The following is a 26,253-nucleotide window of genomic DNA, read 5'->3' on the forward strand; positions in this document are numbered from 1 at the left end:
CGTAATAAAAACAAACTAGTGTTATACTGTTCCGTTATGACGGTGCTGGTTAGTCAACCAAAATCCAGCCCATATGATAATTAAACATCAAACACTGTAAAACGGTTGAAAGGACAATGATACTAACAAAAACTATTTTCCATCTCCAATAATAATAAACTACGTATAAGAAATAAATAGCACACACTACTACTAAAGCTTTGTACCGATAAAGAAAAACATAAAATTGAGGATCTAATCCAAACCAAATAAGATGAACAATAATTACTACTGGCACAAATAACCAAAACGACTTAAGTTGCGTCTTAAAAAGAAATAAAATAAATAAAAGCATGAATGGATTGGGTTGTATATAACGATTTATACCATTCAGATAAGTGCCGTTGTAGTCACCATACCAGTACCACTCGGGATTAGTGAACACAATACTCATAAAACTCATCAGCAGAAAAAAGAGGGAAAATAGTTCAGCCGGTGAAATCGCTGCCACAAAGTTTTTACTACTAAATCTTTTTCTAATAAGATTTACAGACATTGCTAGAAAAAGAACACCAAGGAGGCAATTAAACCAACTTAACCAGACCACTAATTTTGGCGCTTCCCTGCTTAAAGGAAAACGCGGCAGGCCGAACTCTCGGCCCCAGGCGGTCGACTGGATGTCAAAGAATGCAAAAAAATGTCCGGTTTGAATGAACTGAATAGTGCAAACGAGCAATAAGCCCAAAACAGAAGGGAGCAAAAAAGAAAATACTAAAGAACGCCAGGCAGAAAATTCAAGAAGATGTTTGTTAGTGTTGATAATCACTACCACTGCAATTGCAGCCGGAATAAAAAAAGCAAAGCTAGGGCGCGTTAAAGTTGCTATCAGAACTCCAGTAAACAACCACCAGGTCTGTTTTTTTTCCAAACCATATAATAAGACGGAGCAGGCTAAAAAAAACAGGGCCTCCGACAAGGGCGTAAATAAAAAAAACATAAAAGGCAAAGCCATAAATATCACTAAAAGAGAGGGGTCTGGCTTAAAAGTGTTGCAAAGCAACAACAAAGCTACTCCATACAAAAACAGGTTTATTATGGATATAGTAAGAGGTCCGGAATTTGTAAGTGCCCAGAGATAAGAAAACAAAGGAAAAAAACCTGCATTACAGTTTTTATTTTCAAGATAAATGTACCCTTGATTTTTAAGAGATTCGTAAAAAACAGAGTCACCCCTTACAAGGGTATTTGAAGAAGGCAGGAACTGAACTACATGAAGACCATGTAAAACTGCATAAACGAAAGAAAAGAAAAACAGATAGGATAGAATTAAAAACAAATAAGAAGAGTTGGTTCCACTTTTTATAAAATCTCTAAACACTTCGTATTTCATCCAACCGCCCTCTCCACCCAATCTCCATGTTCACGGATGAGCCCTATGAGTTCATCCACAGCCGTTTCACTGGTGACGTTTTTCTTAACCACTTCTTTGCCCTTGTATAAACTGATCTTACCCGGGCCCGTACCAACATAACCGTAATCGGCATCTGCCATTTCACCAGGACCATTTACTATACAGCCCATGATACCGATTTTAATTCCTTTAAGATGATCGGTGCGCTCCCGGATTTTTTGAGTGGTTTCCTGGAGATCAAAAAGTGTACGTCCACAACTTGGACAAGAGATATATTCAGTTTTACTTATACGAGTGCGCGTTGCCTGTAAGATTCCAAACGCCGTTGAATTACAAATTTGTGTGCTCACACCCTTGCCCACTTGCCCGCTCGAACGCCCACCGGGCTTTGCGACGTGTTTAATCCAGACCCCATCTCCAAACCCGTCCAACAATAAGCCACCCATATCTGTGCTGCTGTACAATTGAAATTGTTCTTCACTTAATTCGTGATAATTACATTTAATAATAAAAGGCAATTTACACTCCTGAAGTTTCAAGTCAATAGCCATTCGACGTAGTTCTGGCATGGTGTGAGTATTGAAAGAATCTAACACCAAACAAACTTTTGCTTCGTTTTTAATACGACCAATAAAGTCTTCAGTTAACGTTTCAATGTCAACCGCTACAAAATTAAGGAAAGAAGATTTATCTTTTACTTTGAAATATTCTTCACCGCAAAATAAGGGATAAGCTCTATCCTGAGTTTTATTTTTTAACCAGGCCTCTGAGTTATATATTAATCCAAGAGTTCCAGGAATTTCAAAATTTATTTCGTTATCACCAAGGAATAAATAATCTACTGCAAGATCTGTAAGATTCCATTTATCCAAAGGGACCGAATAATTATATCCCACGCCGAATAAGCTCGCAGCAGTAACCTCAGACTTCATACTAAAGTCTGCAATAACCCTGGGCACGTTGTGATTACCTATATTGATAATCTCTTTTGTGACGTTACGTGTATAATCATAAGGACTATAAGGTAACTCTTCAACCAGAGGTTTAATGGCCTTGTGTTCTTTTCTAAGAGAATAGCGTTCGGCCAAAATTTTAGCGACAGGAATTTCGAATTCAGGTTCTTCTGTTAATGACACACGAATGGTGTCTCCCAGCCCATCTTCCAATAAAGTACCGATGCCCACAGCAGATTTAATTCTGCCATCTTCACCATCACCTGCTTCTGTAACACCTAAATGTAAAGGATAATTGCGATTGGTCTCCATCATCTTCGCAACCAGCAAACGGTAAGCTTGAACCATCACCTGAGTGTTACTTGCCTTCATGGAGATAACGATATTAAAATAATTGTTTTCTTCGCAAATTCTTAAAAACTCAAGCGCGCTTTCAACCATTCCCAATGGTGTGTCACCATAACGACTTAAGATACGATCGCTCAAAGACCCATGATTGGTACCGATACGCATAGCAGTTCCGTACTCCTTACAAATTTTTACAAGCGGTGTAAACCGCGTTCTTATTCTCTCCAGCTCTGATTCGTAAGCAGAATCGGTGTAATCAATTGTTTCAAATTTTTTCTTATCGGCGTAGTTTCCGGGATTTACACGTACTTTTTCAATAACACGTGCGGCAAACTCAGCAGCGTTAGGCGTAAAATGAATATCCGCGCATATTGGAGTGTTGTAACCCCGCGCAACTAATTCTTTTTTTATAAGTTCAAGGTTGCGTGCTTCATTCATACTAGGCGCTGTTATACGCACCAATTCGCAGCCTGCTTCAATCATGCGAATACTTTGTTCCACTGTTCCTTTAGTGTCCATTGTATCGGTCGTAGTCATACTTTGAACACGAATGGGATTATAAGCCCCCATTTTCAAATCACCAATGGTTACTTCGCGCGTTATAAAACGGGAATATTCTGTGAGGCTATTGCTGTATTTATTAGAAAAATGCATGATTAAAAAGAAGCTCAAAGATACTAAAGAAAGCGCTTGAAAAAGGGCTAAAATCGCGTTAATTTAGTGTAAAATAATTGCCGCCGAAGCAGTTTACAAAAGGACTATAAACTATCTGATCTCCAGTTCATCTACAAAAATAAAAGCGTCCCCGCCTTTGCCCACGTGCCATTCGGGGAGTTTACCGTAATTTTTTGCCACAATTTTCAGGTAGCGTGCTGAGACTTTCTGCGCAAGTTCTTTTTGAAAAGTGAATATCTTCACAGCTTGTTCTTCAGGCTTTATACCGCATGTTACCGAGTCAAGTAACTTAAAACTCATGTTGTCATCCGACACATAAAAATCTACGCTGGCAGGAAACAAAATCCATGAGCGACTATCCTGCAGACAATTTAAACTGAGATAAGAAATTTCTTTATCCTCCTTTAAATCCACCAGACACTCAAAATCCTGCGATTGATAACCGAGCCAGTTACCCTTGCGCCAGTCTTTGTCGGCAATAATGCCGTCAATTAATGTCTGAGAGCCTTCTGAAGCATATTGTGGATTTGCTTTCGACTTAATCGTAATATCATAGTTATATTTTATTTTGTAAAATGATGCTGTGATAATCGCACTGGTATCCTGCCCGGCAAAAGTTCTTGCTTTAACTGTTGTATTTTTATCCACTAAAAACGAACTTGTATAAGGCGTCGATTTTTTTGTAGGTTCCGAACCATCTTTTGTATAGTATGTTGTAGCGATGTTAATGTTTACGTTAGCTATACTAACGTCTAACTTATCTTTAAAAACCTGGCTGGTAGAAATAATGACCGGCGAAGGAATAATTTCTGCTCCGCCGATAGAAGAAGAGATTGGTTTACTGCCATAAACATCTTTGGAGTTAGCCGATGGTGTATATATAAAATTTAATGTTCCGCCGGCAATAAGTGCGGCATGATCTAAGGAGGCACTCATCTGCGTTTTACCGTTTAGCGCAAGTCCCTTCACAGGTTTATTTTGCAATGCATCCGAAGTGATTATAAATTTCTTACCATTATCGAGATTGATTTTTACACTTTTAAAAATTGGTTCAGCTACAGTATAGACAGGGTTTCCCGGACAAACAGGATAGAAGCCCATAGAACTGAATATATACCAGGCGCTCATTTGTCCGCAATCTTCATTTCCTATTAAACCATCTGGAGAATTCAAATAAAAATCATTACAAATCTGGTGTACACGTTCAATTGTTTTTTGCGGACTTCCTACATAATTATACAAATACGCCATGTGATGACTTGGCTCATTGCCATGAGCGTATTGACCAATTAACCCTGTGACATCTGCCTGATCTCTGCCTCTCGTTTTTTGCGATGTGGTAAATAACTCATCTAACTTTTTGCTGAAATTCTCTTTACTGCCATGTAATTTAATGAGCCCTTCAATATCCTGAGGAACTGCGAAAGAATAATGCCAACTGTTACCCTCAGTAAAATGATTATTAATTTCTGATGGATAAAATGGTGTTAACCAATTGCCGTTTTTTCGCGGTCGCATACAGCCCGATTGCGCATCGAATAAATTTTTATACGATTGAGCCCTTTTTAAATACTCACCCAAATCTTCTTTCTTTAAAAGGAGTTTCCCGACTTTTGCGATGCACCAATTGTCGTAAGCATACTCCAGACTTTTGCTAACACTTTCGCTTTCATCATCGATTTGTAAAAACTTATTATTGTTAAATATGGGAATGCCATAAGCGGAATAATTTGCGGCAGCTTTAATGGCCTGAAAGGCGAGCTCTTTATCAAAGCCACCAATACCTTTTGTCATGGCATCGGCAATAACAGAAACAGAATGAAATCCAATCATACAATCTGTTTCATTTGCTGAAAGTTCCCACATGGGTAAACGTCCCGACTGTTGGTATTGTACTAAAAAAGTATTTATAAAATCAGAAGCGCGTTTTGGTTCAATAATTGTCATTAAAGGATTCAGAGCCCGGTAGGTATCCCATAAAGAAAAAACAGTGTAATTTGTAAAGCCATTTGCAGTATGCAATTTATCATCTCTCCCTCTATAGCGATTGTCTACATCCATATTCAGAGAAGGATGGATGCATGTATGATACAGTGCTGAATAAAAAACAGTCATCTTCTCTTTGTCTGGTTCAGTAATCTCGATCTTGCTAAGTTGTTTACTCCACGTATCTTCTGCGGCCTTTTTATATTTTTCGAAATCCCAATGTGTACCTTCAGCCGCCATGTTTTTTATGGCTCCTTCTATTCCTGTTGAAGAAATTGCGACTTTGACTGTCAGCGGTTTTCCATCACTGTTGTCGAAACGAAAAAAAGCGCCTTCAGGTCTGCCGTCCTTTTTTCCAAGGAATTCTTTGAACACTCGGCCCGTTGCTATTTGTGCTTTTGTAAAAGGTTTCGAGAATTTCATTACAAAATAAACGTGTTGATTTTGAGCCCATGCTTTGCTCACGCGGTAACCAGTAACGGTAACGCTATCCATTATTCTGATTCCGCAATTTAAAGTTTGATCACGGTGCAAAAGATCTATGATAATATTAGCTTGTTCTGTTTTCGGAAAGGTGTAACGATGAATGCCTAAGCGGGGTGTTACCGTTAATTCGGCCTTTATTTTATCATCATCCAAGAGTACTTCGTAAAACCCCGGCCCCGCTTTCTCATTGGCATGCGAGAATTTTGAAGCGTAAACTCTATTATCCATAGAAGGCTCGCCAACCATTGGCATTAAAAGAATATCACCATAATCACTGCAACCAGTTCCGCTCAAATGGGTATGCGAAAACCCATAGATGGACTCATCGCTATAATGATAGCCGCTGCATCCGTCCCAGCTATCATCCACCCTGGTATCGGGACTAAGCTGAACCATACCAAACGGAAGCACCGCCCCTGGAAAAGTATGTCCGTGACCGCCTGTGCCAATAAACGGATTCACATACTGATTGTAATTTGTTTGCGAAATTACAATTCCGCAAGAGGTTATAAATACTAGAAGAAAAAGACGTTTTAGAATGAGTTTTTTAGTCATGGTAGTTTAATACTGAATTCTATAAATTATTAAGTACTGTTACTTTTAGTTTGAGTTCTTGTTTTTTATCTGTGCTTTTGAATGTTATCCTCTTCTTTTGTCCCGCCTCCAGGTCAAAGAAATTTTCGCTTAAAGTTACTTCAAAATTTTCATCAAATAAATAGACGTCTTTTGCAAAAAAACCGGAACTGACTTCAATCGTTTTTGAGTCTATTTTTTTAATATTAATGCTGGTCTGAGGAAGTTTCAGATTTTTTGGAGTGACAAAAAAATAATAATCAGAGGCCAGTATTTTTTTTGATCCCAGTTCTATTTTCAAATACGAGGTAGTAGAGTCAAAAAGAGGTAATTCTTTTTTACCAAGTACCAGGGATGTGACTTTTGTATGAGTCATCGTAACTTTGAATTCTCTCTCCCACAGAACTTCTGATTTGAAATTAAGAATCTTAAGTCTTAGTTGAGATTCAAAATCTTTTAGTGAGTCACTAACACATTTTATTTCAAAAGAATTTAAGTTTTCATTAACCGAAACCAATTGCGTCTTATAGAGATTAGAAAGAGAATAATACAGGGCTTTAGGCTGTTTAAAATAATCTATCGCGCTCCAGGTAACTCCCGGCCAGCAATCATTGAGCTGCCAGAAAAGTGTTCCCATGCAATAGGGTTTGTTTCTGCGATGCGCCTCAATAGCTATCTTCATGCCATCACGCTGGAGGAGTTGCGAAACATAAATATAGTCTTTGAAATCCTTAGGAATCTTGTAATCACGTGCCATATAAGCCTCAATGGTTTCAAAGCCTGTTTTATGTTTTTGATGGCCCCGAACAGGTATAGAAGTCAAATTCCAGTCTTGTGAAGGAGCGAAGGCTTTAAAAGTACTTAAAGCAGGTAAAGATTGAAATCCATATTCTGATACAAACCTGCCCACCTTAGTTTTATATACTGAAAATGGCTGCATTCCCCACCAAACGCCCCAATAGTGCAAATCACCCGAGCTCAAGCTCTCTTTTCTTCCCCATCCTATTGCCGGAGACGACTCCCAATAAGGTTTTTGATCGTATGTTTTTATTGTTGTGGGAATAAGTTCCTGAAACAACTTCTTGTAGTTATTCCAAATCTCCAATGAATCTTTTGAAGAATAGTTGAATTGTTTTTGCCAGCCCCAGTTAAACCAGCCCTCACTATTTTCGTTGTTGCCACACCAAAGCGCTAAGGAGGGATGATTCCTCAAACGCTTTGTTTGTTGTATAACTTCCTCTTTTACGTTATCCAGAAAATCTTTATCGCCCGGATACATAGCGCAGGCAAACATCAGATCCTGCCAGACTAAAATTCCATGCTCATCGCAGGCATTGTAAAACTCATCATCGCCATACACACCGCCACCCCATACCCTCAACATATTCATGTGAGCTTCTTTACAAACTGCTATTTCCGCAAAAAAATATTCTTTCGATTTTGGTCTTAGAAAAATATCGGAGGGGATGTAATTCGCGCCTTTCATAAATACAGGCTTACCGTTTAATTTAAAATAAAACGACTTTCCCACCGAATCTTCCTGATTTATCAATTCAATGGTGCGCAGACCAACACTTAAAGAACTATGATCTATTTCGGTTTGTTTTTTTAAAACGGTGGCAGAATAATAATACAAATATGGTTCACCCAAACCGTTACTCCACCAGCGTTTTGGATTTTTAATCTGAATAGACAAGGTATCTGAATTATACCCCGGATGTAAAGCAATTCGTTTTTTCTTTTTAGCAGCAGGAACTTTAATATCATTTCTTTTTTGCTGGCCGAGGCTAAATTGAAAACTATCAGTTACAGAGGAATTGGTCTCCAGTATAAAATCTAAATACGCAATGGAATCATTTATACTTTTAATTAGGTAACGTAAAGATTCAATTTTGACCTCATTCCAATAAACCAATCTTACTGGTTTCCAAATACCACAAGTGGCAAAGCGTGGGCCGAAATCCCAACCATACTGAAATTGAGCTTTCCGAGTAAAAATTCGTTCGCCTTCTGGTAAAGAATACGCAAGTTTTGCAGCCTTTTCCTTCCCTTTTTTTACAGCAGATTCAAAAACAACTTTGATGTTATTTCCACCAATTTTTAGTAGCTTTTTTACATCTACTTTCCAGGCACGAAACATATTGTCTGCGGAAAAAAGGAGCGAATCATTCAGATAAACCCTGGCGTAGGTATCTAAACCTTCGAAAATTAATTCAATATGTTTATTTGTTAAAAGAGTTTTATCACAAATTAAACCCGTTGTATATTCCCAGTTCTCATTTTCTATCCATTGTAATTTTTTTTCGTTATCAGAATAAAACGGATCATCAATGAGATTATTTTTAAAAAGATCAGCCACAACATTTCCTGGAACTGTTGCTTGATGCCATAACTTGTCGCCGCTTTTTTTAAATTTCCAGGAAGACAAAGTTTGGGTTTGAGCATAAGTGGCAGCAGCTGCAACCCAAAACAAAACAGCATATATAACTTTTTTCTTCAAATGGAATTGAAAGATTTTTTAAGATTTTTTATTTCGGTCGCGTCGCATACAGTTGAACTACCAACAAACGCCGCTGAATGATATTCAGAACAATTTGCTGCTCTTAAAATCTCAGAAATGTTAGTTGACCGGATCCCACCACCGGCGAGCAGAATTATTTTCCCCTCAAATTTTTCACTAAGTTTTCTTAAATTATCTTTTCCTTCTAATGCTGTTTTTTTTCCTCCGGACGTTAATACGCGATCAAAACCCATCTCTACAAGATGTTCAACTTCTTCCAAAATATTTTCGCAAATATCTATTGCCCGGTGGAACGTTACAGTCATTGGCCTGGAGAGATTCAGTAGCTCTTTGCATAGTTTTAGATCTACTTTTTTCTCAGAAGTCAGGCAACCCAAAACGACTCCGTTTATATGATGCGTCTTACAAAATGCAATATCTTTTTTCATTTGTTCTACCTCTTGAGCAGTGTAATAAAAATCTCCCGCTCTGGGACGGATAATTACATGTAAAGGAATTTGTACGGCTTTTTTTGCCTGAAGAATCATTTCTCTTGAAGGTGTAATACCTCCTGCTACATAATCTTCACAAAGCTCTATTCTATCTGCGCCAGCCTGCTGAGCTATAATTGCGGATTGCAAATTAAAACAAGCTATCTCAAGAATTTTTCCGCGCATCAAATAAGGCTCTTGGAATCAAATAATTCATTTTTTATTTCAGGAGAATACACTGCATAGTTAAATCCTTTTTGCAGGCAATAAGCTCCGTGCTCCCCGTTTTTATTAATAGCAATAAATCCAATCTGCAATTCACTTAACGGCTTTTTTCTTTTTTTAGCACTATTGATAATTCTTTCTACTACTTGTCTGCAAGCTTCTTCCGGCAAGAATCCCTGACGCATTAACTCCACCACGGCGTGGCTTCCTGCCATGCGAATCACTTCTTCTCCATGACCTGTAGCAGTTGCAGCTCCCACTTCATTGTCAACATAAAGTCCAGCTCCTATAATGGGTGAATCCCCCACTCGTCCGTGCATCTTAAAAGCCATGCCACTCGTTGTACAGGCTCCAGAAAAATTTCCGTTCATATCTAAAGCAATCATACCAATGGTATCGTGATTTTCAATATTTGCAACAGGTTTGTATTTTGATTCTTTAAGCCATTCTTTCCACTCTTTTTCTGATTCCGGTGTAAGAAGATTTTCTTTTTTGAATCCTTGCTTTAGCGCAAATTGCAAAGCACCTTCGCCTACAAGCATTACATGAGGAGTCTTTTCCATCACCGCACGCGCTACCGAAATGGGATGCACTATATGTTCTAAACACGCCACAGATCCAATATTCATATTGTCATCCATGATACACGCATCAAGCGTAACTCGTCCATCGCGGTCGGGGCGGCCACCTAAACCTACACTTCTTTCGTTTGGATCAGCTTCGGGAACTTTCACACCTGCTTCAACCGCATCGATCGCGCTTCCTTTTTTAGAAAGTATCTCCCAGGCAGCTGCATTTGCTTCTATTCCAAAACGCCAGGTTGATAACACAATTGGCTTAACAGGATCAGGTTTAGGCTGCAAAAGTTCGGTTGCTTTTGAGCGGTTAATAGTAAACAGTGATGCTGTAAGAGCAGATAATTTTAAAAATTTACGTCTTGTTGCCATTTTATTTTTGTGTTAGAAAATGTTTTGCATAGTTCACTTGCAGTTGATCAAACAGTTTAGTGTGTTGCTTCAACCGTTTTATAAAATCCGGATAATTCTTGTTTGATTTTTCCGTCCACAAAACTTCAGACAGTGCGCACATACGCGGAACCAACATGTATTCCAAATGCTTCTCATTTAAAATATATTCGGTCCATACATTTGCCTGTGCGCCCAAAATATAGTTTCGCTCTGCAGTGTCTAGAACTCCCGGCATTGGATTATATGCGTAAACAGAATCTATTGGATTGTAACCACCTATGGATAACGGTTCATAAAGAATTTCTCTGGATTGGTAGTGATCAAAATAGCAGGGTTTGCCTGGACTCATAACCGCATAATGTTTTTGTCTCGCGGCAGCTATTCCACCCTCTGTTCCACGCCAGCTCATTACCGAAGCATTTGGAGCCAGGCCCCCTTCAAGAATCTCATCCCACCCGATTATTTGCCTCCCTTTTGAATTCACAAATTTTTCAATGCGATTAATAAAATAACTTTGCAAACCATTCTCATCTTTCAAATGCTCTTTCTTGATAAGCATTTGGCAATGCTCACATTTTTTCCAGTTTTCTTTTGGACATTCATCTCCACCTATGTGAATATATTTACCAGGAAAAAGTTCCAGGACTTCTGATAATACATCTTCCAAAAATTTAAAGGTGGAATCTTTGGGACAAAATACATCTTCAAAAACACCCCAGCCTCTTTCAACGTCAATTTGTTTTCCCTTACACGAAAGGTAAGGGTAAGCCGAAATGGCAGCTACAGCGTGCCCCGGCATTTCAATTTCGGGAACTATTGTAATGTGTTTTTGTTGCGCGTAAGCTACAACCTCTTTTATTTCTGCCTGCGTGTAAAATCCTCCGTAGCGAATGGTATCATACATATGATCATCGTACTTCCCAACCATAGTGCCCTTGCGCCAGCCGCCTATCTCAGTTAGTTTAGGATATTTTTTAATTTGTATTCTCCAACCCTGATCATCCGTTAAATGCCAATGAAAAGTATTAAACTTATAAAGGGCTAAAATATCAATGTATTTCTTCACGAAGCTTACAGAAAAAAAATGCCTGCAAACATCCAGATGCATCCCACGCCATCTGTAAACCGGAGCATCATTTACAATTAAGCACGCCAAGTCTACTGCGTTGGAACGACGTGCATTTACAAGTTGAATTAACGTCTGACATGCATAAAACACACCATTAGAATCTCCTTTTATACTTATTTGATCTTGAAGAATGGTGAGACCATATGCTTCAGAATTTTCTTTTGACTTCCTTTTTAAAACTTTGATTATATTTTTCTGTTTCGGATTTTTCGTTTCTGAAATTGTAAATCCGTTATTTTTTTTTATGTATGCAATAAAAAAATCCAATTCTTTTAGAAGTGATTTATCCTCCAGATAATACTGAGTTGTTTCAGAAAGTTTAAAGCAACCTTTCTGAAGTGTGATCTCATTAGGACGAGGGATTAGTGGCAGGCTGCTATCTTGTTGCGCGAAACTAATCTGCGTTATTAAAACTAAAACTAATAGAAATGTATTTTTCATCTGAACTGATAATTTATACCGGCAACTTGTGTTAATAGAGTTGACGGAGCGTCTGTAGCTACCGCTCTACCCTCTATTTTTGGCGAAACGGGCGAATGTAGTTTCAAGTATTCCTCCATCACCTGGTGTAGGGTAAATCCAAATTTATGCATGGTTGTTACATCTTTAATACGGCACAAAACGCTGTCCGGATCGCCCTCTCGCTCACAGGCAACAATACTGTATATTTTTTTGAGATCTACTGCTTTTCCTTTAATCTTAATTTCCTGAAGGCGTTTTCCCATTTCATTATTCACTGTAAACTTAATTTTCATTCCCTGGAAACGCACCAGCCATCCGCCAAAGCGTTGTGTCGGATCTTTTGCAAAAACATTTTCCAATTCTCTTTCTAACCAATTCCAGAGTTGTTGACCAGTGATCTCTGCGCGCTTAACCTCCGAATCAACAGGCAACATGCTCCATAAATATTCTTTAGTAATCTCAGCCACTTTCGTTACGGGATCTGGAATGAGTGGTGGACAAAAACGAAATCCGTTAGAGACAGCTATATCCGGACTTGTTTTCCACATAATAGCATCGGTGATCAAATTATCTGTAGGGGTTTCCATTATGAAATACCTTACTAATGGTGTTGTGCTTTTTCCGATTACCCTTTTTATATCAGCTTTATAAGGCTCATGCGCTTTTTCGATCAGGCTCAGCATTTCGTCATCTGCCTTGTATTTTTCAGGATCTACTTCCAGTAATTCGTAAGATTCTTCTTTTATTTTTCCGTTCTCAATTATCAGATCCATTTTACCCAGGAAAGATGCGAAAGCGCCCGGTTCAGTTACCTTAGCGTATTTGCCTTTTAATGGCTCACGAATTCTTTCGTGGGTATCTGCGCCAAAAATATAATCCAACCCTTCGGCATAGGGTTTTCCTGCCAGATGCAATTGCTGCGCCATACCCATATGCGTTAGCGCAATCACCATATCGCAACGTTCCTGTTCTTTCAGAATCTTAATGTATTTGGCGATATTTTTTTCAGGATCTTTAAAATTAATTCCCGCGCTAAAGGCAGGCGACTGGCGCACCGGAGTTAAAGGATCGTTATATCCTACAATTCCGATCTTCAAACCGCCTATGTAAATAGTTTGATAAGGAGGAAACATGAGTTCACCCGTATCTTCATGAAACATGTTTGCGCAGACTTTAGGAGCATTATAAGCACCCATGTCTTTAATCATCATCCTTTTTCCGTAGGCTACCTCCCAGTTTCCAGGTAACATTAAATTATACTGCAGGTTATTCATTAAAGGAATTAAAGCCTGCCCTTCACTCAGGGCTGCTATGGCACTTCCCTGAAAACAATCTCCACCATCAAATAATAGCGTGTTCGGATTTTCCTGTCTGATTTTATTGATTAGTGTTTTTAAATGTGCAAAGCCACCCCGTTTTTTATAAACTGCCTGGTTGTTTTCCCAAAAGAATTCGTCATGTACATTTACCTGTCCATGAATATCGGTGGTATGGAGCAAGGTTATTCTTTGCGCTTTGCCATCCCGTAAAACTTTGCTTTTTAAAAATTCTTCCGCCTTGCCTTTATCTTCCGATAATGAGAAAGACGCTAAAGGAGCCAATCCAAGCCCTACAGTTGCAGCGCCTATCTTACGCAGAAAGTTTTTTCTCGACACGCCTTCCGGAATGATTGACTCTTGACAGCCACAGCTGCAATTTTTTAAATGTTCCATTAGTGAGGAAGTTTATTTTTTAGCAAGCCATAAACGTAAGTTCCCAAAACAGCACTTAATAACGTTACAATAACAATGGGAAGTCCACTTCCAATCAAGGCGTACAATGGCCCCGGACAAGCTCCTGTCATAGCCCAGCCCAGTCCGAATAATAATCCACCTATTATATTTCCTACTGTAAACTCTTTGGGAGCGATTTTTATTTCTTCCCCGGAGATAGTTTTGATTTTCAGCTTTTTGATGAGCAGTATGGAAATCATTCCAACAACTATTGCTGAACCTATAATGCCATACATGTGAAACGCTTGAAAACGAAACATCTCCTGTATCCTAAACCAGGAAATAACCTCTGCCTTGATTAAAATAAATCCAAAAATTGTTCCGGCTAATAAATATTTTAAGTTTTTCATTTTATAAAATTTTTATAAGTGCATTATATATGGAAGAATAAACCAGGTCATAATTACTCCACCCACAAAAAAACAACAAGTTGCAACAAGTGATGGCCACTGTAAATTTGAAAGTCCCATTATTGCATGTCCAGAGGTGCAGCCGTTGGCGTAGCGTGTACCGAAGCCAATCATAAAGCCGCCCGCCACCATTAAGATAAATCCACGTAAAGTAAGAAGGGATGAAAAATTAAAAACATCAAGGGGAATTAGTCCGGAATAATCTTTTACACCCAAATTATTTAAATCGCGCATTGTATCGTCTGAAAGATGCACTGGATTGGGATTTTTAAACACGTAACCGGCAAAAAAACCTCCAAGAATCATTCCGAGAGCAAATACAAGATTCCAACTTTCTTTTTTCCAATCGTATTTGAAAAAATCTACATTGCCCGGCAAACAGGCTGCACAAATATGGCGAAGTGTAGAAGATATCCCAAAGGCCTTGTTTCCGAGTAGTAGTAACAAGGGAATCATAAGTCCGATCAGCGGTCCGGCAATGTACCATGGCCAGGGTTGAGTGAGAAAATTCATTTTAAAGATATTTTTATTTTAATGTGTTTCAACACTTGCTGCATCGTAATCTATGCCTAGTGATTTTAATATTTTTTTTGCTCTGAAAGAATACCATGCTAAAAAAGCAAAACAGAAAACAGGAATAATGTAAGAAAAATGCAAATCTGTATTGTCTGCTAACAGGCCTTGCATAGGTGGGATAAAAGCCCCGCCAAGAATCATCATGATAAGAAAGCCGGATGCCTGACTTGTGTATTTTCCCAGACCGGCAGTAGCAAGCGAAAAAATACAAGGCCACATAATAGAACAAAAAAGTCCCCCGCTCAAAAATGCATAAATACTTACAGTTCCTGTTGTTATAAGGCCCAATGTCATGGCTAACGCTCCCATTATAGAAAAGATGCTGAGTGTTAATGCGGGTTTTTGCTGACCCATAAAAAAAGCCAGAATTAAAAGAACTACGCAAATAAAATATTTAAGAAAATCGGCAGGACTTGTGCCATTCAAATAATTCATAAAAAGAACCACTGCAAATGCTAGAAAAGGAATTATAATAGTAAGAATTAAACTGACATTCTTTTTCAGGTTAAAAGCGCCAATAGCACCGGTCCAGCGTCCTATCATCATACTTCCCCAGTACAAAGAAATATAGGGTCCAATTTGAGAATCACTTAATCCTCCATATTCAGGTAACTTTAAAAGCGAGCCAAAATTACTTTGAATTCCCACTTCTACTCCTACATAGATAAAAATAGCGAACATGCCTAAAACTACTTGTGGGTAAGATTTGGTTTCAAGACGATTGGTTTTTTTAATTTTTCTGTATTGCATTAAAAGAATAACCGCTAAAATGGCGAGAAAGAAAGCGCAAACGAATAGAAATAAAAACTGGCTCTGACTATCTGCCATAGCGCTAAAGGCAGAAAATACAAAAATGAAAACTAAAACGATAAGAGCTGTTAAAATAAAAAACAGCGGGCCTTTTAAAATCTTCATATCACTTTCTTTTTCCTCAATCTCCAATTTAGGCACTTTGGTGAAGTAGAGAATTATTCCTGCCAGAGCAAATGCTACCGCCAGGATGATGTAAAGAATATTGATGGATCCTATAGACGCAGTTTCTTTATCCAGTGTAGAGGCTATAACTTTTCCAAATAAAACAAAACTTACCAGCAAGGGCCCAATCGTTGTTCCGAATGAATTTACGCTACCGGCAAAATTAAGACGGTGCGAGCCCTTGGCAGGATCGCCAATATTTAAAACCAAAGGGTTTGCTGAAGTCTGTTGAAGTGAAAATCCAAGAGCAATAATAAAAAAGGCAACAAGTATAAAAACAAATGAACCAGAATTAATTGCCGGTATCATGGTAATAGCACCCGCAATAGAAAGAGCCAGTCCATATATGATCGTGCGTTTGTAGCCAATAGTATTTATTATATCTTTATTGAGTTTTAATGAAAACAGATATAAAAGTAATGAGCCAATAAAATAGGCTCCGTAAAAAGCGCTGTCAATTAATTGTGATTGAAACTGTGTTAGGTTGAAGTGCGTTTTACAAAAAGGAATAAATATCCCGTTAGATGCTGCTAAAAACCCCCAGAAAAAAAAGACTGTGATGATGGCTATAAAAGACGAATTACCCGTTTTACTCATAGATAAAATTTATCCGAATATATTTTAAATAACACGGTATTCCAATTTTTATAAGCCCTGAGTTGTTAACCTTCCTGTTTTAATTGTAACTTTGAAATCTAAATCTTTACTATGCAATTATTATCTCCAACTCATTTTTCAGACTACGAATTACTAGATTGTGGTGATTTTGAAAAATTGGAACGTTTTGGAAAATACATAACTATTCGTCCTGAACCACAAGCTGTGTGGCCCAAAGTATGGTCAGAAAGCGAGTGGGAGAAAACTGCACATGTAAAATTTGTTCCGCGCTCTTCAAGCAGTGGTGACTGGAAAAAAATGAAACAAATGCCCGACCAGTGGGAAATTCGGTATTCACTGGGCAATGGTCAGAAGACAGCTAAGGATGATCTTGTTTTTCGATTGGGATTAACTTCATTTAAACATGTTGGTGTTTTTCCCGAGCAGGCTGTAAACTGGGATAAAATTTATTCGTTCCTTCATACGAAACCGCAAGCGAAATTTTTAAATCTTTTTGCCTATACTGGCGGCGCTTCTATAGCGGCTAAAGCGGCAGGAGCCGATGTTACGCATGTTGACAGCATTAAACAAGTGGTAACCTGGGCAAATGAGAATATGCAAAAATCAAAACTTGATAATATTCGCTGGTTGGTGGACGATGCTTTGAAATTTGTAAAAAAAGAATTGCGTCGTGGAAATCTATACCAGGGAATCATCCTCGACCCACCCGCTTTTGGACATGGTCCGAACGGTGAAAAATGGAAGCTGGAAGACAATATCTCGGAAATGATGAGCAGCGTTTTGCAGATCCTCGACCCTAAAGAACATCTCCTAATTCTAAATGCCTACTCCCTGGGATTTTCAGCATTGGTTCCTGAAAACTTATTAAAACCTTTTGCATTAAAAAATAAATCTGAAATAAGCATCGGAGAACTTTATCTCAATGCAAAAAGCGGCATCAAACTTCCATTGGGTGTTTGGGGAAATCTAAAAAAAGAAAAATAATACAAGCATACCTTCCATGAAAAGTATCCTTTTTTTATCGGTATTTTTTATTTGTAGCTGTAACCCTCGCGTTTACAGGGTAAATTACACTACACAAAGTAAAGACTATTGGGACTGCGGAGTTCCTGTTAAAAAAAACATGGCTCTGGTCGATACACTTGTAAAGGTGGGTGATGTAAAATTAGGTGATTGCGGTTCCAAAAAGCAGAATGAAGAACAATCCATTGCGGTCTTGAAAAATGAAGGCTGCGCTTTAGATGCAGATGTTGTAAACATTACTAAAGAAAACAGCAAAGAAGAATGGGCTACTTGCTATCAATGCGAAGCCGAATTTTATGTGAAAAAAAAACCAGAAAGTCCCACTTATTTACCTCCAAAGAAAAAAATGACAGGTGCTCAAAAATGGGAATTAACTTCTTCAATATTAATTGGAACCAGCCTAATTGTCTTTTTAATGACGCACACGGCAATATTTGAATAACAACCCGGAATACAATCACTTGCACTCCTTCAAGTCAAAAATATATAAAACAGGAATTAATTGGGCCGTAGATGTTCCTTCTAAAATTTCGGATAAACTTGAAAAAGAAAAAGGCTATATCCGTATTAAAGGAACTATCAATGATTTTGAATTTAAACAAACTTTAGTACCTGTTAAAGATGCAGGATACCGTCTGTTTGTAAATGGTATCATGATGAAAGGCGGGAAAACAGCTTTGGGAAAACTTGCAAACTTTAGCATTCAACAAAATAAAACGAAGTTAGTGGAGGAATATCCCCTACCCTTACTTTTGAAAAAATTACTCAAGGAAGAACAACTCACTAAAGACTTTAATAATTTAACTCCAACAAGGATCAAAGATATTCTCAAGTATCTTTTTTACATTAAAACGGAAGAAACCATGCGTAAAAACATTAATAAAGTGATTCTTCAGTTACATAAAAAAGAAAAGAATGTTAGAATACCTTAATTGAACTCTGTTGCTTTTTAACGCCCAGCCATTCTAACATACAACTCAATTTCGCGTGTATCAAGATTAATTTTCTTCAAAGAATCACCTGCCAGCAAAGGAATTTCTTTAGAACGAATGGAATAAAACGTGCGCTCTTTACTCGCACTCAAACTCACTTGCCTGGCCATATATAAATACGCATGTAAACTAAAATCATTCCAGCGCTCAGCCTCAATTGAAACAGTTTCTCCTTTTTTAAGATAAGGCAAAATCAAGTCAATGTCCTTTAAAAGATCTTCGTTGCGTTTGTAAGTACTAGCAGCCATGCAAAAATAAACAATGCTGCCAAGTGCGAGAAGCCCAAACACCAGTCTGGTAATTTTCAATTTCGTTATCTCAGCAAGAAAAAGAAAAAAGAAAAGCCAGTATCTTTTAAATCCGTAAACTAAAGCCAATACAAAACACACAAAAGAGGGAATGAGGTAAAACCCGCGCTGCACCAAACTTATAGCGTATGGCAAACTTCCGGCAAAAGATGTTATTAACAACGCAACTGCTAATTTATTAGCAAGGAAATTTTTAAAAATAAATCTGAAAGCATAGTGCTTTTTAGCTGCCAGGTAGGAAAATAAAAGCGCGAGAATAATTAAACAACCTATCAATTCGGAAAAGAAACGCCCGATTATTTCAAAATGATTATCGGTTGTATTGCCCACATTATTTAAAGTAAGCACTAACCTGGCCTGGTAATAACATTCTAACCATGTTTTAGCCGGACTATAAAGCCAAACACATGAAAATAAAAGAGTAAGAAAAAGAATTCCTGAAAAGACAACGAAATAATAATACCTCTTTTCAAATTTACTTATCAGCGCATAAGTAATCGGTAATACAATTACAAAACAAGATTGAAATCCCTTTCCGAGAAACAATAAGAATAACACACACGCAAACGCCACCACAAACATCCGGTTTCGAGAATGGATGAAGCGTATAAAAAACCATAGTTCTAAAGCGACCAAAACACACTGCAAAGGTTCAATGATTTGATTAACATAGCTCCAGCAAAAAACGGGAATAGAAAGCAAAATAAAAATGCTCAAAACAAAATAAAGCTGCGGCTTTCTAAACAGACTTTTGACTATATGATTCAGAATAAAAACAAAAATCAGGAAAAGTAGTAATGTAAAAATTCTATCAACTAAATAATGATCTCCAAAGGCTTTATAGAAATTACCCAACAAATAAAAATAGAACGGAGGCTGCTCGCAAAACTGCACCATACTTGAATTTGTAAACTTCATAGTCCAGAATGAGCCTAAACCTTCTGCATAATTATAAGCTACCGTTTTATAAAGCATGCCATCTATAAAACATCCCTTTTGAAATAAAGGAGATAAGATCAATACGATAAAAGCAGCGCTAATAAAATAAACCCAGGCGAGGAAACCAGATCTCGCTGATAAAGGATTTAGAGCATGTGTATTTCCCGGTCGCTTCACAGAAGCAATAATACTCAAAATTTTAATTAGGGCCGGACTATTATTTTTTGAATAAACTGTTTGTTTTCAGCGGAAACCCTTAAGCAGTATATACCAGGAATAAGATGGGAAGTTTGAAGGGTTGATGTATTGCTTATCGCTACAATCTTTCCTGAAATGTCTAACAATTCAAGAGCAACTGAGTCATTGATTCCAATAGTCAATTCCTCGCCTGCCTGTACAGGATTTGGGTAAACTAAATACGAACCTGAACTGGATTGCTCTTTTAACGAAGTAACAGTACTTTGATGAATCACACCGATGGCATCCAGATCGAACCCACTTGAGGGAAATGGTGTGGGCCAGGGGTCATTTACTTTATTATGCTGAGCATCTCTGCTCGCATACGCAACGTTTATACTTCCTACAACATCAATCACTTTCACATGAGTAATTGCATTAATATTTAAACCCGCAATTCCTGAAAGCTCCTCAAGATCAAAAGGGCTGCCATAACCACCTCGGTATTTACCGGCTAGATTATTTATTTTTTTAGCATCTGTAGAACCAAAGCTCCCCGTTTGTAGGCTTGTATCTGTTAATGAGTGAGCTGGAAAGCGAAAAAAATTATTCCCGTCACTGCTTACTTCTACAAAAGCCAACTCCAGAAACACATCGTCAAATCCATTTTCAAAAATGGCAAAATCATAGCCTGGCCCATTAGTAATACGCTTATTAAAAGTGCAAATAGCAGTGCCTCCATCGCCCAGACTAACGACTCCGTTACTTTGCGCTTTTCCTGTAGCCATGGTATTATCACCAACATTAGCGTACCCTAAAGAAGTGTTCGAGATATCCTGGTAACCCCGTGTGACACTGCATGCCACGGCCCAATTTACAAACGCCGAACTATCCATATGAATAGCGCTTGTTCCTGCTTGCCCAACGGACGGCGCGTAAACTTGTCCATTCAAATGAAGCATGCAAAAAACACTCAGAAAACCAATAAGTAGTGTGATGATCGAAGACGTCGATTTCAGGCTCTCCTTATTATACTCCTCTTTAAGCTCTTTCAGACAAGAGTTGCATAGGCACATCGTAAAGTGACTACTGATGTAAGAATATTCCTCTTTGCTTAAGCTTATTTTCGCGCAATCGCAGGCAGCAATATCATCTGGCCTGCATTCAAATTTTTGCGTACAACGTTCGCACGCTTCCGAATCTTTATGTAATGTTTCTGCTTTCACGTTTATTCAATTAAAGGAAATAAACGTTTACACGAGTCGTGCATCTGTTCCTTTTCCCGGGAGCATTTTGATGTATGATGAATGGCAGATTTTCTGACTTACTTTAGTTGATTTTCCAGTCAACTAAAGATCACAGTTGCGGGTACAGTCAGGGTATTTCACCCTTATTCCCTTTTAATCTCTCTAATAAGAGAACCTTTCAACGCTGCAAATATAATCAAATTCGGAGAATCTAATTTTGATTTGGAAAATGAAAGGTCAGTAATAGGTAAGAAGTAATTCTCAGTTAATCTTTAATCCAACCGGCCAGAGTAAGCACTTCATCAGATTCTACACGCTCCCAGCCTTGTTTGGTAAAATTCCAAACCATAAGACCATCCTGGTAACTGTCCATACCAATGATGAGTTCTTTCACAAAGGCAGCTGTATTATCACCGGCAGAAAAATTTCGGGTTTCAAAATGGTGCTTGCCTAAATCTTTTCCATTTAATTTAACAACCCTTCCTTTTGGATCAGTTTTAAATTCATAAGTAAACCCGTAATCGGATCTCGAGCAATCCATAAGACTAACTGTGTTAACCGCCAGATCAATAAAAACCTGTTTATTTCCTAACCATAAAATCAGCTGATCTTTATTTAACTTCTTAAGCGTTGCAGGAAGCTTTTCTTTAGTGATGGCAATTTTTCCAATAAGTTTAACTTCTTTTGTATCGACATTCATTTTATGGATCATCAGTTCGGTATTGGCCTGATTGAAATACGCATAAATAAAATTATCGTTATCAATCCAATACAGCGGCGGATCAGGAACAAAATTATCTTTGGTTCCGGTTTGCCCGTAACCTGCGTCGGCAGTAAGAATTATTTTAGGCTTGCCAACAGGATAATAAATGATTTTAAAAGGAGCCGTAGTTTTATCAAACTCTATATCTCTTCCCGGACGAGGTTTAAAAAGGAGATCTTTCACCTCTTTGTATTGCTGATTCTTAAAATCATATACCGAATAAAATTTTCCTTTGAAAATATCATTGGTGTAAAAAATCGCGCTATCGTTGTTGCAGCGCACCAGGCTAGCTTTTCCGTCGAACAAAACTTTTTTTTCTTTCAGGTCAAGAATATTTCCCATGCCTGTAATAAGATAGCGGTTGTTATAAATCTGGTTCGCGCCTCTGTCCGTTCGAATGTAATCTTTGCCTTCTTTTTTTCCATCAAAGCTCATTACTTCATCCCTTCCGGTGAAACTTCCGTTTAAAAAATGATAAGCGAAAATCCTTTGTCTAAAAGCAGATTTTCCCGATGCATCAACATGCACTACATAAAGACTTTGTCTTACATTTCCCTGTGAAAATAAGGCAATGGGCGTAAACAACAAGAAAAATATCAGTGTGATTATATTTTTCATTTTATAGATTTTTAAATAAATCAAAAAACAATCTTACTCCAACTCCCGTGCCACCTTTTGTTCTGTAAGCATCTTTTGCTGGAATAAAGGCAGGACCCGCAATATCTAAATGGTAGTAAGGATAATCGGTAAACTTCTCAAGGAATTTCCCTGCGGTAATGGCACCACCCAAAGCGCCTCCCAGGTTTTTCTGATCCGCAATATCACTCTTCATAAGCTCTGCGTAATCATCCCAAAAAGGAAATTCCGCAATGCGTTCATGCACATTATAACTGCTTTCAGAAATTTTACTTTTTTTATCAGCGCTCACATTTCCCATACCAACAATTCCGAAAGTTCCTATTGCGGCCATAGCGGCGCCGGTTAACGTGGCCACGTCAATTGCCATTTCTGGTTTATACCGTTTTGCATAATGTAACGCATCAGCTAATATCATGCGTCCTTCAGCATCAGAGTTCAGCATTTCTACGGTGCTACCATCCATCATTGTAATAATATCTCCTGGTGCAAAAGCATTAAAACCCGGACGATTGTCTGTAGCGGGAACCAAAGCTATGACATGTACATTTAATTTTGCTTTTGCAATGGCGAACATAGCAGCGCCTACCGCAGCTCCACCCGCCATATCACATTTCATCATGTCCATACTGTTAGGCGTTGGTTTTAAGCTCAAACCTCCTGTATCATACACTACACCTTTTCCAACTAGTACATAGGGCTTTTTATTTTTTGCCTTCGCAGGCTTATACTCCATCACCGTAAACGTAGGTTCATCTACACTTCCGGCATTCACAGAAAGCAAGCCCCCCATTTTTAACTGTGTAATTTTTGATTTATTAAAAACATCAACCTTAAATCCAGCCTCCTTACCCATTTTTTTAAAGGCATTGGCAAGTCCGGTAGCATTCAAAATATTTACCGGCTCATTCACTAGATCGCGCGCCATTTTTGTGGCCTCGCAAACATAATTTAACTCGCTCACCAAAGAATCCTTAATAGCAGTATTCGCAATTATTATAGACTTAAGAGTATTGGGAGTTTTTACGCTTGGTTTATTTTTTATAAACTGATAATTCGAAAGCTCTGCGCCTTCAGCCGCTGCCAAAGATAAAAGTGGAAATGTTGTTTGATTGTAAATATAGAGTTCTGTTCCTTTATGTGCATTAACTCCATCCGCCACCGATGCCGCGTGTTTTCTTAATTGTTCATTCAGAGCATTTTTTTCTTTTTTTGGATCAATAATTAAAATTGAAACATACTTACCAATATAATTATAGGTCAGTGTTTTTTTCTCTTTGTCCTTAAATTCTGAAGTGAAATAATCGTTTACTTTGTCCGGAAGATTAAATTCGTTTTTAAATTTTTCCGTGATCACCAAAATGTGAGTAGGATTACTCACCTTGTTTCTTAAAATAATGTTAGCCATTGTCTACTACTGCTGTGGGACACGAATATACATAAATAGGACTGCAAATAAAATAATAGCTGGTTTTATTCAATTCTGTTAAATTTGATAAAAAAAATGAATTTTGCACTAGTCTTTTTCGGAGGGGGAATGGGTTGCGTTGTGCGCTACCTGATCGGACTTGGATTTCAAAAAACAACTGCTACTTTACCCTGGGCCACTTTTTTGTCCAACATTACAGCTTGCCTTGTTTTTGCTTTAGTAGTGTGGATTGCCAGCACAAAAGAAGTAATGACTCCAACGTTAAAATTAATGTTGTTAACCGGATTTTGTGGTGGTTTAAGTACATTTTCCAGCTTCGGTTACGAAACTTTTTTGTTATTAAAACAGAGTCTATACCTCTACGCATTTTTAAATATTTTAATAAGCTGTTCTTTGTGTATTTTTATTTTTTACATTTTTAATTAACTATGGATTTCACTAAACGTAAAGACGTTGTCTTCCTTGTGCTCGCCGGATTCTTTATTACCAACGCAATAGTAGCCGAGTGTATTGGAGGAAAAGTGGTGGAATTTTTCGGCCTTTTTAAACAGAGTGTCGGAATTATTCTTTGGCCTGTTGTTTTTCTGCTCACAGATCTTATTAATGAGCATTACGGCAAGCAGGGCGTAAAAAAGCTTACTTACATTACAGTTGGGCTTATTGCCTACATGTTTATCGTTATTACCATAAGTATTAATATAAAACCAGATGCAGTCAGTCCTGTAGATGAAGCCAGTTTTAGAGCGGTATTCGGACAAGGCCAATGGATCATCATTGGAAGTATTACAGCATTTTTGATTTCACAGCTGGTCGACGTTTCAATTTTTTGGACTTTTCGAAACCGCACCGGCAACAAACACATCTGGCTGCGTTCAACAGGCAGCACAGTAGTAAGTCAATTAATCGACACTTTTGTAGTGCAGTTTATTGCCTTTGTCGTTCCTGGAAAATGGACACTGGAAGAGTTTTCGCACAATGCAGCCTGGGGCTATGCTTTTAAATTGCTGGTTGCTGTTTGCCTTATCCCACTTATTTATGTGGGACATTTTGCTATCAACAAATTTTTAGGTATTCCAAAAGAAAAGCCTTAATCTTCTATCTTTAGAACATGATTACTTATACTTTCTTAGCCATTATCGTGGCGTTCTCGCTTTATTGCTTTAACGACAGGAACGCCATGTACAAATACATGTTTCACCCCTATTCCATTTATCATAATAAGGAACATTACCGGTTTCTGACACATGCGTTTATTCATGGTGACTACATGCACCTGATTTTTAATTGTTTTGCCCTATACAGTTTTGGACTCAGCCTTGAAGAAAATTATTTTGGCAATCCGAACGCCTTCGATCCTAAAATAGGGAAACTCTATTACATATTACTATTTACCGGCGGCATATACGCGGCCTCTATAACAGAATACCTGCGCAATAAAAATAACCCGTCCTACTCTTCACTTGGAGTTAGTGGGGCCGTTTCTTCCATCATATTTAGTTGTATAATAATAAGTCCTTCTAATCCCATCTCCATTTTTTTTGTCAGCGGAGGTATTCCAAGCTGGATTTTTGGTATTCTTCTGTTGGGAATAAGCTATTACCTCATTCGTCGCAAAAGAACTTCTGCCTACACAGATAATATCAGCCACGAATCACATTTTTGGGGAGCTTTGTTCGGTATAGCGTTCACTATTATTACCAAGCCGTCTTTGATGAGCGAGTTCTTTCATAAGATCATGGAATCTTAGATTTTCGCACAGTTAGAAATTAACTGATTTTTTTAAGTTGGGAGCTACTTGTAAGAAAATAACTATTTATCCAGAATCTTTTTAATGTCTGGTCTGAAATAAAGATTGGATTTTAGAATTTTTCCATCTTCTCTAAAAATAGGTAAACCTTGTTCATCCAGTTTACTCATATTACTTCGGTGAATTTCGTCGTACACTTCTTCAATTTTATGTTCGAGTCCATGCTTTAAAATAGTACCAAATAAAATATATAACTGATCCCCTAATGCGTCTGCTATTTCAACAATATCGCCATTCTTGCAGGCCTCCAGGTATTCTTCGTTTTCTTCTTTAATTAAATTATAACGTAGTGTATAATCTCTTTCTTCAATAAGTTTAACCTCATCTGCATTTCCGATCTTAAAAGTTTCGTGAAATTCTGCTACAGATTTTATTTTCTCGTGAAGCTTGCTCAT

The 26,253-nt window shown here is 37.9% G+C and carries 22 protein-coding genes and 1 riboswitch; of the genes, 6 read left to right on the forward strand and 16 right to left on the reverse strand.

The annotated features are described in order from the left end of the window. Positions 1-49 precede the first annotated feature (49 nt). From CNR22_02850 to CNR22_02900, 11 genes are all read right to left on the reverse strand, one after another. Entirely contained in the window at positions 50-1,369 is a 1,320-nt protein-coding gene (locus tag CNR22_02850) for a hypothetical protein (GenBank protein ID PBQ30755.1), read from the reverse strand. Then, complete coding sequence (ispG, locus tag CNR22_02855; GenBank protein PBQ30756.1) at positions 1,366-3,345, reverse strand: 4-hydroxy-3-methylbut-2-en-1-yl diphosphate synthase; 1,980 nt, start codon at positions 3,343-3,345, stop codon at positions 1,366-1,368. Before ispG ends, CNR22_02850 begins: the two co-directional genes overlap by 4 nt. Positions 3,346-3,456: 111 nt before the next feature. After that, complete coding sequence (locus tag CNR22_02860; protein ID PBQ30757.1) at positions 3,457-6,393, reverse strand: alpha-mannosidase; 2,937 nt, start codon at positions 6,391-6,393, stop codon at positions 3,457-3,459. Positions 6,394-6,412: 19 nt separating this feature from the next. Further along, entirely contained in the window at positions 6,413-8,839 is a 2,427-nt protein-coding gene (locus tag CNR22_02865; protein ID PBQ34794.1) for a beta-mannosidase, read from the reverse strand. Between the two features lie 68 nt (positions 8,840-8,907). Then, positions 8,908-9,588 (reverse strand): copper homeostasis protein, encoded by a 681-nt coding sequence (locus CNR22_02870; GenBank protein ID PBQ30758.1) that lies wholly within the window; start codon positions 9,586-9,588, stop codon positions 8,908-8,910. Next, positions 9,588-10,574: a glycosylasparaginase gene (locus CNR22_02875; GenBank protein ID PBQ30759.1), complete on the reverse strand. Its 987-nt coding sequence runs from the start codon at positions 10,572-10,574 to the stop codon at positions 9,588-9,590. The genes CNR22_02870 and CNR22_02875 overlap by 1 nt, the downstream gene beginning before the upstream one ends. A 1-nt stretch (position 10,575) precedes the next feature. Continuing rightward, the gene (locus CNR22_02880; protein ID PBQ30760.1) at positions 10,576-12,165 is read right to left on the reverse strand and encodes a beta-N-acetylglucosaminidase; all 1,590 of its coding nucleotides are present in this window, start codon (positions 12,163-12,165) and stop codon (positions 10,576-10,578) included. Beyond that, positions 12,162-13,898, reverse strand: a complete 1,737-nt coding sequence (locus tag CNR22_02885; protein ID PBQ30761.1) for a bifunctional metallophosphatase/5'-nucleotidase — start codon at positions 13,896-13,898, stop codon at positions 12,162-12,164. The genes CNR22_02880 and CNR22_02885 overlap by 4 nt, the downstream gene beginning before the upstream one ends. Then, positions 13,898-14,308 carry a transporter gene (locus tag CNR22_02890; protein PBQ30762.1) on the reverse strand — a complete coding sequence of 137 codons (411 nt, stop codon included), beginning with the start codon at positions 14,306-14,308 and terminating at the stop codon, positions 13,898-13,900. The genes CNR22_02885 and CNR22_02890 overlap by 1 nt, the downstream gene beginning before the upstream one ends. Before the next feature lie 12 nt (positions 14,309-14,320). Next, positions 14,321-14,881: a hypothetical protein gene (locus CNR22_02895; protein PBQ30763.1), complete on the reverse strand. Its 561-nt coding sequence runs from the start codon at positions 14,879-14,881 to the stop codon at positions 14,321-14,323. An 18-nt stretch (positions 14,882-14,899) separates the two neighbouring features. Then, positions 14,900-16,516 carry an MFS transporter gene (locus CNR22_02900; protein PBQ30764.1) on the reverse strand — a complete coding sequence of 539 codons (1,617 nt, stop codon included), beginning with the start codon at positions 16,514-16,516 and terminating at the stop codon, positions 14,900-14,902. 111 nt (positions 16,517-16,627) lie between these two features. On the opposite strand from CNR22_02900, the gene CNR22_02905 reads away from it, so the two are divergent. Genes CNR22_02905 through CNR22_02915 form a run of 3 tightly spaced genes read left to right on the forward strand, consistent with a single transcriptional unit; the run spans position 16,628 to position 18,492 of the window. Next, entirely contained in the window at positions 16,628-17,521 is an 894-nt protein-coding gene (locus CNR22_02905; protein ID PBQ30765.1) for an oxidoreductase, read from the forward strand. Between the two features lie 16 nt (positions 17,522-17,537). Then, entirely contained in the window at positions 17,538-18,002 is a 465-nt protein-coding gene (locus CNR22_02910; protein ID PBQ30766.1) for a hypothetical protein, read from the forward strand. Beyond that, the gene (locus CNR22_02915) at positions 17,995-18,492 is read left to right on the forward strand and encodes a hypothetical protein (GenBank protein ID PBQ30767.1); all 498 of its coding nucleotides are present in this window, start codon (positions 17,995-17,997) and stop codon (positions 18,490-18,492) included. The genes CNR22_02910 and CNR22_02915 overlap by 8 nt, the downstream gene beginning before the upstream one ends. Before the next feature lie 17 nt (positions 18,493-18,509). Here the strand turns inward: CNR22_02915 and CNR22_02920 are convergent, their stop codons facing one another. The 4 genes from CNR22_02920 to CNR22_02935 form a co-directional block, all read right to left on the reverse strand. Then, the gene (locus tag CNR22_02920) at positions 18,510-19,994 is read right to left on the reverse strand and encodes a hypothetical protein (protein ID PBQ30768.1); all 1,485 of its coding nucleotides are present in this window, start codon (positions 19,992-19,994) and stop codon (positions 18,510-18,512) included. A gap of 8 nt (positions 19,995-20,002) precedes the next feature. Beyond that, positions 20,003-21,202: a secretion protein gene (locus CNR22_02925; GenBank protein ID PBQ30769.1), complete on the reverse strand. Its 1,200-nt coding sequence runs from the start codon at positions 21,200-21,202 to the stop codon at positions 20,003-20,005. Positions 21,203-21,267: 65 nt separating this feature from the next. Then, positions 21,268-21,417, reverse strand: a riboswitch (cobalamin riboswitch). A 71-nt stretch (positions 21,418-21,488) separates the two neighbouring features. After that, positions 21,489-22,604 (reverse strand): hypothetical protein, encoded by a 1,116-nt coding sequence (locus tag CNR22_02930; protein PBQ30770.1) that lies wholly within the window; start codon positions 22,602-22,604, stop codon positions 21,489-21,491. 1 nt (position 22,605) lies between these two features. Continuing rightward, positions 22,606-24,030 carry a peptidase M17 gene (locus CNR22_02935; protein ID PBQ30771.1) on the reverse strand — a complete coding sequence of 475 codons (1,425 nt, stop codon included), beginning with the start codon at positions 24,028-24,030 and terminating at the stop codon, positions 22,606-22,608. Between the two features lie 96 nt (positions 24,031-24,126). Here CNR22_02935 and crcB point away from each other — a divergent pair, with 96 nt between their 5' ends. Genes crcB through CNR22_02950 form a run of 3 tightly spaced genes read left to right on the forward strand, consistent with a single transcriptional unit; the run spans position 24,127 to position 25,798 of the window. After that, entirely contained in the window at positions 24,127-24,477 is a 351-nt protein-coding gene (gene crcB, locus CNR22_02940) for a fluoride efflux transporter CrcB (GenBank protein ID PBQ30772.1), read from the forward strand. Positions 24,478-24,479: 2 nt separating this feature from the next. Further along, on the forward strand, positions 24,480-25,142 hold the full coding sequence (locus CNR22_02945) for a hypothetical protein (GenBank protein PBQ30773.1): 663 nt from the start codon (positions 24,480-24,482) through the stop codon (positions 25,140-25,142). A gap of 17 nt (positions 25,143-25,159) precedes the next feature. Further along, positions 25,160-25,798, forward strand: coding sequence for a rhomboid family intramembrane serine protease (locus CNR22_02950; GenBank protein ID PBQ30774.1), 639 nt, complete (start codon positions 25,160-25,162; stop codon positions 25,796-25,798). A gap of 62 nt (positions 25,799-25,860) precedes the next feature. On the opposite strand, the gene CNR22_02955 is transcribed toward CNR22_02950, so the two are convergent. Then, complete coding sequence (locus tag CNR22_02955; protein PBQ30775.1) at positions 25,861-26,253, reverse strand: hypothetical protein; 393 nt, start codon at positions 26,251-26,253, stop codon at positions 25,861-25,863.

Source organism: Sphingobacteriaceae bacterium (assembly GCA_002319075.1).
GTDB lineage: Bacteria > Bacteroidota > Bacteroidia > B-17B0 > Aurantibacillaceae > Aurantibacillus.

What these genes read in the sequence shown, in the direction of transcription:
- CNR22_02850 (PBQ30755.1), bottom strand. Translation starts at nt 1,369, where the DNA reads ATGAAATACGAAGTGTTTAGAGATTTTATAAAAAGTGGAACCAACTCT.
- ispG (PBQ30756.1), bottom strand. Translation starts at nt 3,345, where the DNA reads ATGCATTTTTCTAATAAATACAGCAATAGCCTCACAGAATATTCCCGT.
- CNR22_02860 (PBQ30757.1), bottom strand. Translation starts at nt 6,393, where the DNA reads ATGACTAAAAAACTCATTCTAAAACGTCTTTTTCTTCTAGTATTTATA.
- CNR22_02870 (PBQ30758.1), bottom strand. Translation starts at nt 9,588, where the DNA reads ATGCGCGGAAAAATTCTTGAGATAGCTTGTTTTAATTTGCAATCCGCA.
- CNR22_02875 (PBQ30759.1), bottom strand. Translation starts at nt 10,574, where the DNA reads ATGGCAACAAGACGTAAATTTTTAAAATTATCTGCTCTTACAGCATCA.
- CNR22_02880 (PBQ30760.1), bottom strand. Translation starts at nt 12,165, where the DNA reads ATGAAAAATACATTTCTATTAGTTTTAGTTTTAATAACGCAGATTAGT.
- CNR22_02885 (PBQ30761.1), bottom strand. Translation starts at nt 13,898, where the DNA reads ATGGAACATTTAAAAAATTGCAGCTGTGGCTGTCAAGAGTCAATCATT.
- CNR22_02890 (PBQ30762.1), bottom strand. Translation starts at nt 14,308, where the DNA reads ATGAAAAACTTAAAATATTTATTAGCCGGAACAATTTTTGGATTTATT.
- CNR22_02895 (PBQ30763.1), bottom strand. Translation starts at nt 14,881, where the DNA reads ATGAATTTTCTCACTCAACCCTGGCCATGGTACATTGCCGGACCGCTG.
- CNR22_02900 (PBQ30764.1), bottom strand. Translation starts at nt 16,516, where the DNA reads ATGAGTAAAACGGGTAATTCGTCTTTTATAGCCATCATCACAGTCTTT.
- CNR22_02905 (PBQ30765.1), top strand. Translation starts at nt 16,628, where the DNA reads ATGCAATTATTATCTCCAACTCATTTTTCAGACTACGAATTACTAGAT.
- CNR22_02910 (PBQ30766.1), top strand. Translation starts at nt 17,538, where the DNA reads ATGAAAAGTATCCTTTTTTTATCGGTATTTTTTATTTGTAGCTGTAAC.
- CNR22_02930 (PBQ30770.1), bottom strand. Translation starts at nt 22,604, where the DNA reads ATGAAAAATATAATCACACTGATATTTTTCTTGTTGTTTACGCCCATT.
- CNR22_02935 (PBQ30771.1), bottom strand. Translation starts at nt 24,030, where the DNA reads ATGGCTAACATTATTTTAAGAAACAAGGTGAGTAATCCTACTCACATT.
- crcB (PBQ30772.1), top strand. Translation starts at nt 24,127, where the DNA reads ATGAATTTTGCACTAGTCTTTTTCGGAGGGGGAATGGGTTGCGTTGTG.
- CNR22_02945 (PBQ30773.1), top strand. Translation starts at nt 24,480, where the DNA reads ATGGATTTCACTAAACGTAAAGACGTTGTCTTCCTTGTGCTCGCCGGA.
- CNR22_02950 (PBQ30774.1), top strand. Translation starts at nt 25,160, where the DNA reads ATGATTACTTATACTTTCTTAGCCATTATCGTGGCGTTCTCGCTTTAT.
- CNR22_02955 (PBQ30775.1), bottom strand. Translation starts at nt 26,253, where the DNA reads ATGAGCAAGCTTCACGAGAAAATAAAATCTGTAGCAGAATTTCACGAA.